The sequence below is a fragment of the Gaiella occulta genome (assembly GCF_003351045.1).
Lineage (GTDB): Bacteria > Actinomycetota > Thermoleophilia > Gaiellales > Gaiellaceae > Gaiella > Gaiella occulta.
In genome coordinates, this window is sequence record NZ_QQZY01000002.1 from 625102 (window position 1) to 640692 (window position 15591).

The window sequence follows — 15591 nt, forward strand, 5'->3', positions numbered from 1 at the left end:
CTTTACATCTGACAGAGGCGGGTGTATGAAGACTCGAGCGACGGCATGACGACCGCCTACGTCACCCAGAATCGCGTCGAGCGCGCCGCCCGCGACATCGTCGCCGGCGCCGCGGAGACGCTCGACCTCGCCTCGCCGTGGGTCGAGCCGTACCCGATCCAGAGGCTCCTCGGCGAGGCTCTCCCGCGCGTCCGCGCGGGCGAGCTGGCCGTGCGCCTCGTCTACCGCGTCGCCGAGGAGAGCGACCTGCGCATCACCGACCTCTCGGCGCTCGAGGCGCTCGCCGCCGAGGGCGTGCAGATGCGCTACTCGCGCCGCCTGCACGCCAAGCTCGTGATCGCCGACCGGGAGCGCGCGCTCGTCGGCTCGAGCAACCTCACCCGCCGCGGCGGCTACGGCTACGACGGCCGTCCGCTCTGGCGCAACGAGGAAGGCGGCCTCCTCGTCGACGGCGACGCAGCCGCGGACGCGGCTTCCCACTTCGACCGCATCTGGGAGGAGGCCGACGAGCTCGGGCCCGACCTGCTGGGCGTCGTCATGGACTTCCCGAGCGTGCGGGAGCTGCGTTTCGTCGCCGTGCGCGAGGTCTCCGTCGGCCAGCTCGTCGTCGCCAGCGACGCCGCGGAGACGACCGTGGTCGGCGAGATCCGGGAGCTGACCGCCTACAACGAGTCGTTCCCGCAGATGACGGAGGAGATGTTCCTCTCGCAGGGGCTCGGCGGCGCCCCGCCGCGGCGGATCAACGTCCCCGACATCCCCTCCCTCTTCTCCCATCCGGTCAAGGACCACGGCTTCCTCGTCGCGAAGACGTTCTTCCGCCCCGAGAGCGCCTTCACGATCGCCCGTGTCCGCGTCCTCCGCCGTGTGCGCGGAGGGCGCGGAGGGACGGCGACCGTTCCCGTCCCACCCGGCAGCGACGTGCGGGCCCCGTCCGCCGCGCTCCTGCGCCGGCTGCTCGGGGACGGCGACGTGCGTCTCGGCCGACTCGCCGGCCATGCCGAGGTCGGCGTCTGGCTGCGCAGCGACGAGATCCTGAGCAAGCACCTGGCCGTGCTCGGGATGACGGGATCGGGCAAGTCGAACGCGGTCAAGCACGTGCTGCGCACGCTCGCCGCGCGCGGCGGCCTGCGCGTCTTCGTCGTGGACACGCACGGCGAGTACGCGACCGCCGCCGCGACGATCGACGGCGGCGCCGTCCTGCTCGACGTCTCGATTCCCGACAGGATCGACATGCTCGACTGGGAGATGGTGAAGGAGCGCTTCGCCGTCGAGCGCATGACCGCCGCGATCAAGAAGGAGCTGCGCGCGGCGGCCGCTCAGGCACACGAGCCCTCCGCCTTCGCCGGCCTGCTCGCCGGCTCCGGCAACGACGTCGTGCAGGACATCGCCGACGCCGTCGCCGCCGATCCCGGAGGCTTCTGCGTCGGGAAGGAGGAGCCGCGGGTCGTGCACGAGGGTGGCGACGACGAGGCCGACCTCTCCGCCCCCGGCCTCTACGTCCTCGACCTGCGGCAGACCGAGACGTTCGTGGTGCGCTCGCGGAAGTGCGCGGTGCTCGCCGAGCGCGTCTTCCGCGAGGCGAAGAGCGGGGGGCTGCCGCCGGCCTTGCTCGTCGTGGACGAGGCGCACAACTACGTGCCCGAGCGCACGACCGGCTACATGGCCGAGGCGGCCCGCCACGGCTCGCTCGGCGCGCTGACGACGGTCGCCGTCGAGGGCAGGAAGTTCGGTGTCGGGCTCGTGATCGTCTCCCAGCGCCCGAGCCGCATCGCCAAGGACGTGCTCGCGCAGATGAACAGCCAGCTCGTCTTCCGGCTCTGCAACCTCGAGGACATCGGGTACGTAAGAGAATCGTTCGAGGCGGCTGATGAGACGTTCGTGATGGAGCTGTCGCACCTCGACACGGGCGTCTGCATCTGCGCCGGGACGATGATCGAGATGTCGGTCCGCTGCGACGTGCCGCTCTTCGCGCCGCGGCGCAGCTTCGACCTCGGCGCGGCCGCGCTGCCTGCGGCGGCGGTGCTGGAGGAGGCGGTCGCCGGCGCGCTGCCGGCGGCGGCGCTCGTCGAGGAGGGTGAGGAGCTCGTCGTCTTCTCGGGCCCGGAGGCGGAGGTGACGCTGCGCGCCGAGGGCGGCGGCCACGCGCTCGACGTGGACTGCGCGGACGAGAAGCTGGCGGAGCGCGTGCGGGCCGCGGTCGAACACGCTCTTGCGCCTGTGCAACCGCTCTCGAAATCGGCATCGACCGGGCTCCCCGAGGATGCGTGAGACGTGGCTCTCGAACGCAGGCGCATCGTGCTCGACCACCCTGCGTCGTGGCCGAGTGCCCGACACCGCCCGGGTGCGTCGGCCCGAGGCGGGCCCGCGTCGACGAGAAGTGGCCGGTCGGGACGCGGCTGTCAGGCTGGGAGCGGGAGCGTGAGGAAACCTCGCGCCGCCGCCGCCGAGACGAGATCGCCGTCGCTCGCGACGAGCACCGTCCGCTCGTCCGCGATCTCCTCGAAGGAGGCGAGATGGACGGCGTCGTAGCCGCGCAGGCCGTGCTCCTCGGCGAGGTCGCCCGCCCGCTGGACGAGCGATTGCGTGACCGCGACTCGCTCGACGCCGCCCCACAACAGCTCTGTGAGCGCCCGCGCAGCGGCAGCCTCGGGAGAGGCGAGCCGGGACATGCGAACGGCCCGCGCAAGCGCCGCGCGGGACTCCGCGTAGAGGAGCTGCGACGAGAGACGCCGCTGTGCACCGTCCCACGCCGCGCGCACCTCGTCCGTATGGGGCTCGGTGATCGCGAGCTTCACGAACGCCGAGGCGTCGAAGTAGGCGACCACTCTCAGTCGCGCACGAGGTCGCTGACCGTGCCCTTGGCCTCGATCGGCGGCGGCAGCTTCTCGCGCACCGGCCGCGGCGCCGGATGCACCAGCCCGCGGGCGATCAGCTCGTCGAGCTTCGAGCGTCCGTTCGCGGGCGTGATCTTCGCGACGGGCTTGCCACGGTCGGTGACGACGATCTCCTCGCCGGCCTCGACCAGCTTCAGCCAGCGGGAGAGGTCGGCGCGAAGCGCCCGGATGCCGACTTCCATGGTTCTAAGTGTAGCGCTTTCATGACGCTGTCTTGTAGCGATATGTCCGGAAGGGAGTTGAGATGACAGAGGCTCGGCCTCTCACGTTCGAGACGCTCGCCGCTGCGGTGGGTGGCGCAGGCGTCGCACTCCGCTCGATCACCGCGCTTGAGCCCGCAGGCGGCCCCGGTGACAAGGTGTTCCCGCCCACGTACCAGGGCGGCCAGTACCACCTCGAGACACGACGGGTCGACGACTCCGAAGTGCAGACCGTCGTTCTCGACTCCGTGCAGTCGCAGGCGAATCGGATGGAGCTCGCGTTGCTGGAGGCTCGCTCCCGTGGGGTGGTCGCGTTCCCGTTGGTCGTCGCCGACTTCTCCAGCGAGCTTCCGCATATCGGGAGGATCTCGGCGCTCGAAGCCCCGCATCGCATCGCGGACGCGATCTTCCGCGACAGCCTCCTCGACGGTGTCCGGTTCCGCGACTCGGAGCCGGGCAAGCGCTTCACGTCCGTCAGCGTGCGGAATGCTACGGCCCTGCTCGAGCTGTGCCCGACCGCGCTCGTCTTCGGTGTGTGGGACTCGACTGGACCACGCGGCGGGCTCGGTGCGAAGTTCGCCCGCGCGCTCGTCTCGGAGATCGTAGGCTTCGACGCCGTGATCGGTCGCCGGACGGGTAGCCGTATCGATGTGTTGCCGATCTCCTCGCGCACTACTGTCTACCGCTCCGACGCCGAGGGTTATACGACGGATCTCCAGCGAGCGCGAAAGGACGAGAGGGATCAGCCCGAGTTGTACGTGGGGAGGTCGAAGCGGGGACAGGGGAAGCCCTCCGCGCTCAATCTCGGCAACGTCACGCCAGATTTCGCCCGCGACGAGCGTCGAGGCGACCCGCTTCCAGGTGGAGTGACGATCAGCCGTGCCGTCCAGACGGCCGTGCTCTCGCTCGCGGGGCTCCGCAAGCTCGCATTTCCGGTCGACGGCGCGCGCTCGGACGGGTCGGACGACGCCGCACGCATGCTGCTGGCGGCGCTCGGCGTGGCTGCGATCGCGTTCCAGCGTGAGCAGGGATACGACCTCCGCTCGCGGTGCCTTCTCGTTCCAACAGAGCCGCTCGCCGTCGAGATCGTGGCCGCGAACGGGGGCGAGCCGGAGCGGTTTGCGCTCGACTCAGCTGAAGCAGCCGATCTCGTCGCGCAGGCCACTAAGGGGGTCAGGGAGGCGGGGTTCGCCTGGAGTGAAGAGGAGATCGTCCTCACGCCCGAGCGGAAGCTCGTCGACCTCGTGAAGCGGAGCGAGGAGCTCCTCACCGAAGCACCTGACACCGATGAGGACAGAGCGGGGGTTAGTTGATCGCCCTCTGCGTCGACTTCCTCACCGGCCGGTACGTTGCGACGAGGTCGGACGATCGCGACGAGCCGGAGTGGCCGCCGCACCCGGCCAGACTCTTCTTCGCGTTGGTCAACGCCTGGGCCGACGGGGGGAAAGACCGCGCCGAGGAGGCTGCGCTTCGATGGCTCGAGACCCAGCCGTCGCCTGCTGTGTGCGCCACCGGGTCCGATGCACGGCAGATGGTGACCGTCTACGTGCCGCCCAACGACGCTCGCAACGCCGAGGTTATTCCCGAGCGACGCTCACGGCAGCCTCGCAGCTTCCTCTCTGTCACGCCACACCACGCCCTGGTGACGTTCTTCTGGCCGGGCGCCGATCCGCCGCCGGGTAGCCGCCAGGCACTCCAGCGCCTGGCGGCTCGTACGACGTACCTCGGCCACTCGTCGTCGCTCGTCTCCGTTCGGGTGGTCGACGAGGCCCCGGAGCCCGCGTATGTTCCCGTCGAGCGTGGCGGGACGCTGACCATGCGGGTGCCGGCGATCGGTCAGCTCGACGCGCTCGAGCATGCGTACTGCGTCTACGTGGACTCGGGCATTCGTGGGCGACTTCCGTGTGCCGACCAGTCCTACGGTGCTCCCGTGTCCGCCGTGACCGAGACGCCCGCATCGGTATTCGGTGAGATGATCGTCTTCCGCCGGGCAGGATCCAGCCCGCACGTTCCGATCGAAGCCGCGCCACTGATCGCAGCGCGTCTTCGCGCGGCGACGATGAGCAAGGCCGGCGCGGAGGCCCCGGAGGTCATCAGCGGGCACGGCGCAGCAGGTGGCAAGAGCGAGCGCCCCCACGTGGCCTACATTGCGATGCCGGATGTCGGGCACCGTCACGCGGACGGACACCTGCTCGGGGTGGCGGCTGTACTCCCGCGCGGGCTGACCGATGGTGAGCGCGCTGCCATATACCGCGCGCTCCTCGACGTGACGCACTTGACGCTCGGGCGGGCCGGGCGCTGGGAGCTGGCGCGCGTCGGGGTAGATCAGCCGGCGCGAGGGCTTCGCGCCGAGACATGGACAGCGGCTGCAGAGTCCTGGGCGACGGCGACGCCGATTGAGCTCGACGCCTTTCCCGACCGGCCGTTCGGGAAGGAGGCCGAGGAGATCGTGGCGCGCGCCTGCGAACGGATCGGACTGCCCGCACCCGGAGAGGTGACGGTCGGCCCGGACTCGGTGTTCCACGGTGTCCCGCCGTGTCATGCCTTTGCTCGGCATCGCCCGAGGTCGAGCCGGCCGCGCCGGCCGCTCGTCCACGCCGTCGTCCGCTTCGCCACGCCCGTCTCGGGCCCCGTGCTGCTCGGCACAGGGCGATACCTCGGGCTTGGGCTTCTCCGTCCCTTCAGGCGGTGACGAGATGATCTCGTTCGCCGATTTCTTCGAGACGCTCCATGGGCGCGCGCCGTTCCCATGGCAGGAGATGCTCGCGGAGCGTGTCGTCACAAGTGGCTGGCCGGCGGCGGTCGACCTCCCGACAGCCGCCGGGAAGACGACGCTCATAGACATCGCGGTGTGGGCGCTCGTGACGAATCCGACCGGCGATCGGCGGCAACCGCGGCGGATCTTCTTCGCCGTCGACCGCCGCATCGTCGTCGACGAGGCGTTCCAGCGTGCCAGGCGCATCGCTGAAAGGCTCCGGCACGCAGGCGAGGACGACTCCGATCCGCTCAACGAGGTTGCTGCGGCGCTCCTCGCTCTCGGCGGCGACGTCCCGCTCCGTGCCGCCGAGCTCAGGGGCGGAATGTACCTCGACCACGGCTGGGCGCACTCGCCGGTGCAGCCGCTCGTCTGCGTCTCCACGGTCGATCAGGTTGGCTCGCGTCTGCTGTTCCGCGGCTACGGACTTCCCGATCGGGACGGGAACCAGCTTCCGATCCACGCGGGTCTCGTTGGGAACGACGCGCTCATCGTGCTCGACGAGGCGCATCTCTCTCAGCCCTTCGAGGAGACGCTCGCAGCGATCGGACGCTACAGGACGTGGAGCGAGACCCCGATCTCGGTGCCGTGGCACGTCGTTCGCATGTCAGCGACCCTCGACTCGTCGGATGGCACCTTTCCTGCTGCGGCGGAACGCGAAGCCGCGCTCGATCATCCCTTGCTCACGCGGCGTTTCGACGCGAAGAAGCTCGCGCGCCTCGAGGCTGCGCAGGATCACTCGTTCTCGGAGAAGGTCGCAGACGCGGCGCGTGAGCTTGCACGGGGCGACCGAGCTCGCGTGATCGGGATCGTCGTCAACCGGGTCGCGGCCGCACGCGAGGTGTTCGAACGACTCGGTGGAGACAGCGACGCGGACCGCATCCTCCTGATTGGCAGGAGCCGTCCGGTCGATCGTGACCGTCTGATCGAGAGTTGGTGGGAGCGGATCCGGGCCGGACGAGAGCGGCAAGGCGACGAGCGGCACCTGTACTTAGTCGCGACGCAATGCATCGAGGTGGGCGCCGACCTCGACTTCGACGCGCTCGTCACCGAGATCGCTCCGCTCGATTCGCTGCGACAGCGTTTCGGCCGGCTGGACAGGCTCGGCGACCTCGGTGAGACACGAGCCGTGATCATCGCGCGCAAAGCGAGCATCGCTGCGAAGGCGGAGGACCCGATCTACGGGACGGCTCTTCGGTCGACCTGGCGCTGGCTCGAGAGCCTCCTTCCCTCGGGTCGGGCGAAGAGCCGAGAGATCGACCTCGGCGTGCGGGCTCTCGAGAGGCGCCTTCCGGCAGGAGACGAGCTGCGGGCGCTGCTCGCCCCGCGCACGTCGGCGCCCGTGCTCCTGCCCGCCCATCTCGACCGACTCGCCCAGACCTCTCCGAGACCGGCGGTCGAGCCGGAGCCGGCGCTCTTCCTCCACGGCGATGACGCTGAACCGCCAGACGTCCAGGTCGTCTGGCGCGTTGATCTCGGAGAAGACCCGACGCGGTGGGCGGAGGTCGTCGCGCTCGTCCCACCCCGCACGGGCGAGGTCATCTCGCTTCGACTCGCGGACCTGCGTCGTTGGGTAGGTCGCGGCTCTGTCGAGGAGGATCTCGCCGACGTCGAAGGAGCAAGAGAGCTGAAGGAGCCGGCTGAGACCGATGCGAGACGCGTGTTGAGGTGGCGGGGGCCGGGGAACGACGGGACGACGCCGGTCGGTATCGGCGAGATCCGAACCGGCGACACGATCGTGGTCCCGGCCGCGTGGGGAGGGCTCGACGAGTTTGGTTGGAGCCCGACGTCGAAGACGCCCGTCGAGGACGTCGCTGAGGCGGCGGTTCTCGCTTCGCATCGGCGCCCGGCGCTACGACTTCAGCCGGAGGTTCTCCGCGGCTGCTCGGACGACGTTCCTGCCGTCAGGCTTGCGATCGAAGAGCTCCTCAAGCTCATGGAAGGCGGCGACGACATCCGCTCGTCGCTCGACGGGCTCCTCGACCGTATCGGCGCGGAGATGCAGGAAACGGCTATCGGCACGGCGGCGGAGCTGCTCCTCGAGGACGTGCGTAGCTCGTGGGACCGAGTTCGGCGCCACCTTGCCCCCTATCCGGACAACTCCGGACTCGTCGTGATCGGGAAGCCCCGGGCCGCGAGCGAGCCGGACGTCACGGACGAGGGCGATGCTTCGTCGTTCGTAGGCCCCATCACCCTTGCCGACCATACGAACGGCGTGACCGAGCGGGCGGAAGCCTTCGCCGCGGCCAGCGGCCTCGCGTTGGAGGTCGTCGGCGATCTGACGCTGGCCGCGCGACTGCACGACCTGGGCAAGATCGATCCGCGGTTTCAGATCATGCTCTACGGTGGCGACGCCGTGGCCGCAGCCACAAGCCCGGAGCCGATGGCCAAGTCGGGCATGCGAGCAGGCGACCGTGTCGCGCGGAGGCGCGCCCGCGAGCTCGCCGGCTACCCATCGGGGTATCGGCACGAAAGCGCGTCGGTGGCGCTGATCGAGTCGCGGTCCAAACTACTGGATACTGCGAACGATCCCGAGCTCGTGCTGCATCTCGTGGCGAGCCATCACGGTCACGGGAGGCCCTTCCTACCACCCGTCGTCGATGAGTCCCCTGTTTCCCTGACAGCTCAGCTCGACGGCGAAGTGCTCGAGGCCTCGAGCGCGCACGGGCTCGAACGCCTCGGCTCGGGCATCAGCGATCGGTTCGTCGCCTGCACCCGGCGCTACGGCTGGTGGGGGCTCGCTTTCCTGGAGGCCGTGCTGCGCCTTGCCGATCACCGTCAGTCCGAAGCAGAAGCGAGCCGGACGTGACGAGTCTCGTCGCGAGGGGCCCTGATGGTGGCAATCTGCTCGGCTTCCTCTCCGCGCTCGGGGCGCTCGCCGTCCTCGATGATGCGTGGACCGAGCGGAGAGTTAGGCTGTCGTGGACGTTCGCCGCAGTCGGCTGGCGCCCAGTGCTGGAGGCAGAAGGCGATCTCAGCGAAGCGGACATCGCCCAGACGATTCTCGATGCGTGCGGAGGCGCCGCTCGGCGCCCCGAGTTCACCGAACTCGGCGACGACCTAAGCGTCACGCACTCGGCGTTTCGTGACGTAGCGGCGAGGGCTGCGAACGCGGCAACGCCCGACGAGAGGAGATGGGCTGATTTCATCGCAGCCTTTGGGTGCGAGCTTCCCAAGAAAGAGAAGGAAGCGACGATCCAGGACACGGCTCTGCGAACGATGAGCGGCGCTGGGCATCAGCACTTCCTGCGATCGATGCGCGAGCTTGCCAACCTCGCCACCGCGGACGACGTTCGACGTGCACTGTTCGAGCCGTGGCGCTACGGGGATGAGCGTCCGACCATGCGCTGGGACCCCGTCGACGACCGGCGCTACGCGCTACGGGCAGACGATCCTGCGAAGTCGAAGTCCGCGCCGATCCGTACGGTTCGAGGAGCGAACCGCCTTGCTATCGAAGCGCTTCCGCTCCTTCCTACGATGCCGAGGTGTCGCAGGGTGGAGACGACCGGGTTCCAGTACGGTGGTTCGTCAGTCGGCCGGACGATCCGCTGGCCGATCTGGGAAGTGCCCTCGTCACGAGCGACCCTCGTCAGTCTGCTTGCAAGCAGGGACATAGTCGCTGATCCGCCCGACCGCGACCGCCTCCACGCGATCGGCGTGGCGGAGGTGTTCGCGAGCACGAGGGTGACGACCGGGAAGATACGAAGCTTCACTCCCGCGAAAGCCTTGCTCGGCGGCACACGATGCACGCTATGAACGTGGGGCAGCAGTCGGTGCCGGACCTCGTTCCGGCCCGCGTGCTGAACGAGTTCGTCTACTGCCCGCGCCTGTTCTACCTCGAGTGGGTCGAGGGGCTGTGGGAGGAGAACGCCGACACGGCGAAGGGCACGCTCGCCCACGTCCGCAGCGACCGCGGCGGCGAAGCCTCCGACCCCGCGTCGGCGCTCATCGCACACCTTGCCGGCCGGGCCGATACTCTCAGTGCATGGCAGAGAGCGAGATCGTCTTCTCGATCACCGAGTCGCCCGAGGGCGGCTTCGAGGCGCAGGCGCTCGGCGTGCCCATCTTCACGCAGGCCGAGACCATGGACGAGCTCCGCCTCAGCGTGCGCGATGCCGTGCGCTGCCACTTCGACGAGACCGATCGCCCGCAGGTCATCCGCCTCCACGTCGTCAGGGACGAGATCATCGCCGCTTGAGACTGCCGCGCGATGTCTCCGGCGAGCGACTCGCAGTGCTGCTCGGCCGCTACGGCTACGAGATGACGCGTCAGACGGGCAGTCACCTGCGTCTCACCTCGACCGCCCGCGGGCGGGAGCACCACATCACCATCCCGAAGCATGCCGCCCTGAAGGTGGGAACGCTGAGCGCGATCCTCTCGGAGGTTGCCGCGTATCTCGAGTCGAGCAGAGAGGACCTCGTCGAGGCGCTCTTCAGCCGCTGATCCGGCTTCGCATGCGACCGTGCGGCCCGGTGGCTGCATGACCGGCGTCGCGCAAGCCTCGGTGCCCGACCTCGTTCCGGCGCGGATGCTGAACGAGTTCGTCTACTGCCCGCGCCTGTTCTACCTCGAGTGGGTCGAGGGGCTGTGGGAGGAGAACGCCGACACGGCGACGGGCACGCTCGTCCACGTCCGCAGCGACCGCGGCGGCGGGCGTATGCCCGGCGCGGAGGAAGCCGACGACGGCTGGAGCGGCGAGGCGCGCTCGGTCACGCTCGACGCGCCGCGGTTGGGGCTGATCGCCAAGATCGACCTCGTCGAGGGCGACGACGGCACCGTCTCGCCGGTCGACCACAAGAAGGGCCGGCCGCGCCCGGACGGCTCGGCGTGGGACCCGGAGCGCCTCCAGGTCGCGGCTCAGGTGCTCGTCCTGCGCGAGAACGGCTACCGGAGCGAGCGCGGCTACCTCAGCTTCCGCGAGACCCGCACGCGAATCCCGGTCGAGGTGGACGGCGCGGTGGAGCGCGAGCTGCGCGAACACCTCGTGGAGCTGCGCCGCGTCGCCGCCGGCACTCAGCCACCGCCGCCTCTCGTGAGCAGCCCGAAGTGTCCGCGCTGCTCGCTCGTCGGCATCTGCCTTCCCGACGAGACGAACGCCCTCCGGCTTGCCCGGGAGCGCGGGCGGCCGAGACGGCTGATCGCCGCCAGGCCGGACGCCGCACCCCTGTACGTGCAGGAGCCCGGCTCCCACGTCCGCCTGTCGTCCGGCCGGATCGAGGTGGTGAAGGGCGACGACGTTCTTGCCTCGCTGCGGCAGATCGACGTCTCGGAGGTCGCCGTGCTGGGTGCCGCCTCGATCTCCGGCCCCGCCCTGCGCGAGCTGGCGGGGGCAGGCGTGCCCGTCACGCACTTCTCGTTCGGCGGCTGGTTCCAGGCGATGACGGTCGGCCTCGAGCCGCGCAACATCGAGCTGCGGATCGCGCAGTTCCGGCACGCCGACGACGAGCAGGCGGCGCTCGCACTCGCGAAGGCGTTCGTCGCCGCGAAGATCAAGAACGGGCGCGTCCTCCTGCGCAGGAACGGAGGGGAGCGGACAGCCGACGCCGTTGCGCGGCTGCAGCGCCTGGCACGCAAGGCGCGGCGCTGTCCGGACGCCGGCTCCCTGCTCGGTGTCGAGGGCGCGGCGGCCCGTGAGTACTTCCAGGCTCTGGGCGCGCTGTTCGGCCGCCGGGCATCGCGCGGCGGACTCGTCCTCGACTTCGAGCGCCGCACCCGCCGGCCTCCGCGCGACCGGGCGAACGCCGTGCTCTCGTTCCTGTACGCCGTGCTGACCAAGGAGGCGGCCCTCGCCGCCCGCCGCGTCGGCTTCGACCCGCTGCTCGGGTTCTACCACCGCCCCCGCTTCGGGAGGCCGGCGCTCGCCCTCGATCTGATGGAGGAGTTCCGTCCGCTGATCGCCGACTCGACCCTGCTCACGCTCGTCAACGGATCGCGGCTGACGCCGGGGGACTTCGTCGAGCGCGCGGGCACGTTCGCCCTCTCGCCGCCGGGGCGCAAAGCCGTCATCGCCGCCTTCGAGCAGCGGATGCTCGCCGGCGTGATCCATCCGACCTTCGGCTACCGCGTCACCTACCGCCGGGCGCTCGAGCTGCAGGCACGCCTGCTCGCCGCGGCGCTGCTCGGAGAGATCCCCGAATACCGGCCGTTCGTGACACGCTGATGCGAACCCGGTATCTCCTTTGCTACGACGTTCGGGATGCTTCGCGCCTGCGCCGGACGGCCAAGGTCGCCGAGACATGGGGCTACCGTCTCCAGTATTCGATCTTCATCTGCGACCTCAGCGCCATGGAGCGGGCGTGGCTCGAGCGCAGCCTGCGCGAGGTGCTCGACCTCGGTGCCGACTATGCGGTGCTGGTCGATCTCGGCCCACCCGGCCGCTCGAGCGCGGGGCGCATCACGTGGGTCTCCGGGAGCGCCCGGCTTCCCGCGCCCGGCGAGGCGACCGTCGTCTGACACTGCGAGCGGCGAGGTGCTAGCGTCACCCGCGGGACTCGCTCGCATTCGCAAAGTCCCTGCACATTGACAAGCTACGCCGTACTCCACACCGCAGGAGAGCCTTCGCTGTTCTCGCCGGCCGCCCCCGTGCGCCCCGCACTCGCATCGGCGGCCGCAAACCCAGCTCCCATGCGCCCTCGCAGAGGAGCTGTCTTCCCAGGGAACCCCCCTGGGCCCCGTTGAAGCGACACCGTGCTCGCGCGTGTCGGCGCCGGCGAGGAGTCTTCCCAGGGAACCCCCCTGGGCCCCGTTGAAGCAGCCAGTAGGCGTTGCCGTCGACGAAGTAGTCGGGTCTTCCCAGGGAACCCCCCTGGGCCCCGTTGAAGCCCGTGACCGGAGTCCCTCAGTGCTCCCCTTAGCCGGTCTTCCCAGGGAACCCCCCTGGGCCCCGTTGAAGCTCCGCTACCTCGACGACGACAGCGACGCATGGAGTGTCTTCCCAGGGAACCCCCCTGGGCCCCGTTGAAGCCTGATGGCCAGTTGGTCGTCGATGTTGATCCGCGCGTCTTCCCAGGGAACCCCCCTGGGCCCCGTTGAAGCGCCGCCTGGCGCGCCAGATACTCCTCCGTGATCCAGTCTTCCCAGGGAACCCCCCTGGGCCCCGTTGAAGCTTGTACTCCGCGTCGAACAGGTTGTCGGTAGTCATGTCTTCCCAGGGAACCCCCCTGGGCCCCGTTGAAGCACCGCCATCCGGATCGCATCAGGGTCGTCGGCGTCCAGTCTTCCCAGGGAACCCCCCTGGGCCCCGTTGAAGCAGCGATTGCTCGTAGTCGCCAGCCGCCTGCAGCGAGTCTTCCCAGGGAACCCCCCTGGGCCCCGTTGAAGCGACTGTCACTTCTTGGGAGATTCGCGGCCCTCCCGCGTCTTCCCAGGGAACCCCCCTGGGCCCCGTTGAAGCCTGGTCTGCGCCGAAGGTGGTCAGATACCGAGATTGTCTTCCCAGGGAACCCCCCTGGGCCCCGTTGAAGCTGCACGACGACAGGCATCTGATCGACAGACGGGGCGGTCTTCCCAGGGAACCCCCCTGGGCCCCGTTGAAGCGAGGAGTATGCGCGCGAGTTTCTTTGCGTCGGCTGGTCTTCCCAGGGAACCCCCCTGGGCCCCGTTGAAGCTAGTCGATCGTGATCGTCTTGCGCTCGACGCCGACGTCTTCCCAGGGAACCCCCCTGGGCCCCGTTGAAGCCCGATCCGGTAGCGGACGGAGAATCCGCCCGGCTTGTCTTCCCAGGGAACCCCCCTGGGCCCCGTTGAAGCTCCAAGAGGCAGATACGCCTCTCAAGGTCCGCGGGTCTTCCCAGGGAACCCCCCTGGGCCCCGTTGAAGCCGGCCCGTGGTCCACGAGCCGACCGCGACAGCAGGGTCTTCCCAGGGAACCCCCCTGGGCCCCGTTGAAGCCAGTAGTCGCGCCCATTCGGTGTGGTCCTTCGCGGGTCTTCCCAGGGAACCCCCCTGGGCCCCGTTGAAGCCGGTGTTTGGAGGGGTACCGGCGCATTCGCTGTGAGTCTTCCCAGGGAACCCCCCTGGGCCCCGTTGAAGCGCCGGGGTCGCTGAGCGTCCACTGCCGGCATGTCGGAGTCTTCCCAGGGAACCCCCCTGGGCCCCGTTGAAGCTCTTCGCACGGTCTGCGGTCGCGGCGATGGACGCCGTCTTCCCAGGGAACCCCCCTGGGCCCCGTTGAAGCCTTGAGGATGTGTTCGCGGGCACGCCGGTCTGCTGGTCTTCCCAGGGAACCCCCCTGGGCCCCGTTGAAGCACGGACGATGAGGCGGCGAACTTCACGGCGGCGCTGGTCTTCCCAGGGAACCCCCCTGGGCCCCGTTGAAGCGTCTCTCGCGAAGGCGTCCGCGTACCTCGAACTCGTCTTCCCAGGGAACCCCCCTGGGCCCCGTTGAAGCAGCCTCTCTGGCGGAGCTACCCTGGCGGCAGGGATGTCTTCCCAGGGAACCCCCCTGGGCCCCGTTGAAGCCGCCCCTCCGCCACCTGCGCCCATCCGCCGCGTACCGTCTTCCCAGGGAACCCCCCTGGGCCCCGTTGAAGCCAGGTGTGGCGCATGTCTGGCGGCGGCACGTTCACGTCTTCCCAGGGAACCCCCCTGGGCCCCGTTGAAGCGACTTGTTGGCTGACAGTCTGCTTGAGCAGTATGCGTCTTCCCAGGGAACCCCCCTGGGCCCCGTTGAAGCCTGCCGTCGCTCGCGTCCGCGCTCCTCGACCTGTCGGTCTTCCCAGGGAACCCCCCTGGGCCCCGTTGAAGCAACGAGGCGAGATCTGCGCCGAGCGCGACGAGCGCGCGTCTTCCCAGGGAACCCCCCTGGGCCCCGTTGAAGCATCGCCACGCGCCGAGCGGTGCGGTCATCAAACTTGTCTTCCCAGGGAACCCCCCTGGGCCCCGTTGAAGCAGGTGGTAGGTGCGGCGGAAGAAGTCGTAGAACGAGTCTTCCCAGGGAACCCCCCTGGGCCCCGTTGAAGCTCGGCCTCGAGGTCGGCGACCGTCTCTCCGTGCCGGTCTTCCCAGGGAACCCCCCTGGGCCCCGTTGAAGCACGATGTCGCTGCTGTTGACGGCTGACGCGCCCGGGTCTTCCCAGGGAACCCCCCTGGGCCCCGTTGAAGCGACTGCTAGTGCGAGCCGAAACGCGGGCTGCGGCTCGTCTTCCCAGGGAACCCCCCTGGGCCCCGTTGAAGCCTTGATAGCCGACGCCGCTGGCGGTATTAGGGGACTGTCTTCCCAGGGAACCCCCCTGGGCCCCGTTGAAGCCGCAGGCATGTGCTGAACGCGTTGGCGCGGCGGCTGGTCTTCCCAGGGAACCCCCCTGGGCCCCGTTGAAGCCCTGAGGCGCCTCCGGGACTGTGGCGCCAGCTCGACGTCTTCCCAGGGAACCCCCCTGGGCCCCGTTGAAGCTGTAGAGGCCCCCGCCGTGTCCCCATACCCCGGGGTGTCTTCCCAGGGAACCCCCCTGGGCCCCGTTGAAGCCTTTTGCCGCCTCGGCAGCTCGTGCAGCCACTCGCAGTCTTCCCAGGGAACCCCCCTGGGCCCCGTTGAAGCCCGTTCCGCACCTGGAAGCGCTGATCGATCCGCGTCGGGACTGTCCGACGAACGGTGTAAGTCCAGTTGCCTGGCTTGCCGGCCATAGCGCCGGCGGAAGGGAGCTGTGATGTCTGATCTGACTACACCGGTCGCGTCGTCGGCGGTGGCGGGGAGCGCTGAGCGGTCGGTCGACGAGTCGCTCGCGCAGGAGCTGGTGGAGCGGGC

General features: G+C 69.6%; 11 protein-coding genes and 1 CRISPR repeat array. Of the genes, 9 read left to right on the plus strand and 2 right to left on the minus strand.

Features of this window, described 5'->3' with window-relative positions:
* Positions 1-45 precede the first annotated feature (45 nt).
* A complete protein-coding gene (locus Gocc_RS06830; RefSeq protein ID WP_147281204.1) occupies positions 46-2268 on the plus strand; it encodes a helicase HerA domain-containing protein in 2223 nt (740 codons plus the stop codon).
* A gap of 131 nt (positions 2269-2399) precedes the next feature.
* On the opposite strand, the gene Gocc_RS06835 is transcribed toward Gocc_RS06830, so the two are convergent.
* A complete protein-coding gene (locus Gocc_RS06835) occupies positions 2400-2825 on the minus strand; it encodes a type II toxin-antitoxin system VapC family toxin (RefSeq protein WP_181813437.1) in 426 nt (141 codons plus the stop codon).
* Between the two features lie 2 nt (positions 2826-2827).
* A complete protein-coding gene (locus Gocc_RS06840; protein ID WP_114795760.1) occupies positions 2828-3076 on the minus strand; it encodes a type II toxin-antitoxin system Phd/YefM family antitoxin in 249 nt (82 codons plus the stop codon).
* Between the two features lie 62 nt (positions 3077-3138).
* Here Gocc_RS06840 and cas7g point away from each other — a divergent pair, with 62 nt between their 5' ends.
* From cas7g to cas2, 8 genes are all read left to right on the plus strand, one after another.
* The gene (gene cas7g / locus Gocc_RS06845) at positions 3139-4407 is read left to right on the plus strand and encodes a type I-G CRISPR-associated RAMP protein Csb1/Cas7g (protein WP_114795761.1); all 1269 of its coding nucleotides are present in this window, start codon (positions 3139-3141) and stop codon (positions 4405-4407) included.
* Positions 4404-5786: a type I-G CRISPR-associated protein Csb2 gene (gene csb2 / locus Gocc_RS06850; protein WP_114795762.1), complete on the plus strand. Its 1383-nt coding sequence runs from the start codon at positions 4404-4406 to the stop codon at positions 5784-5786. The genes cas7g and csb2 overlap by 4 nt, the downstream gene beginning before the upstream one ends.
* A 4-nt stretch (positions 5787-5790) precedes the next feature.
* Positions 5791-8658 carry a type I-G CRISPR-associated helicase/endonuclease Cas3g gene (gene cas3g, locus Gocc_RS06855; protein ID WP_114795763.1) on the plus strand — a complete coding sequence of 956 codons (2868 nt, stop codon included), beginning with the start codon at positions 5791-5793 and terminating at the stop codon, positions 8656-8658.
* A complete protein-coding gene (locus Gocc_RS06860) occupies positions 8655-9605 on the plus strand; it encodes a type I-G CRISPR-associated protein, Cas3-extension family (protein WP_114795764.1) in 951 nt (316 codons plus the stop codon). The genes cas3g and Gocc_RS06860 overlap by 4 nt, the downstream gene beginning before the upstream one ends.
* Before the next feature lie 229 nt (positions 9606-9834).
* A complete protein-coding gene (locus tag Gocc_RS06865) occupies positions 9835-10047 on the plus strand; it encodes a 2-oxoisovalerate dehydrogenase (protein ID WP_114795765.1) in 213 nt (70 codons plus the stop codon).
* Complete coding sequence (locus Gocc_RS06870) at positions 10044-10292, plus strand: type II toxin-antitoxin system HicA family toxin (protein WP_114795766.1); 249 nt, start codon at positions 10044-10046, stop codon at positions 10290-10292. Before Gocc_RS06865 ends, Gocc_RS06870 begins: the two co-directional genes overlap by 4 nt.
* Before the next feature lie 37 nt (positions 10293-10329).
* On the plus strand, positions 10330-12009 hold the full coding sequence (gene cas4g/cas1g, locus Gocc_RS06875; RefSeq protein ID WP_114795767.1) for a CRISPR-associated endonuclease Cas4g/Cas1g: 1680 nt from the start codon (positions 10330-10332) through the stop codon (positions 12007-12009).
* A complete protein-coding gene (gene cas2, locus Gocc_RS06880) occupies positions 12009-12302 on the plus strand; it encodes a CRISPR-associated endonuclease Cas2 (protein ID WP_114795768.1) in 294 nt (97 codons plus the stop codon). The genes cas4g/cas1g and cas2 overlap by 1 nt, the downstream gene beginning before the upstream one ends.
* Positions 12303-12494: 192 nt before the next feature.
* A CRISPR array of direct repeats spans positions 12495-15384; the repeat unit is 36 nt; unit sequence GTCTTCCCAGGGAACCCCCCTGGGCCCCGTTGAAGC.
* The last annotated feature ends 207 nt before the right edge of the window (positions 15385-15591 follow it).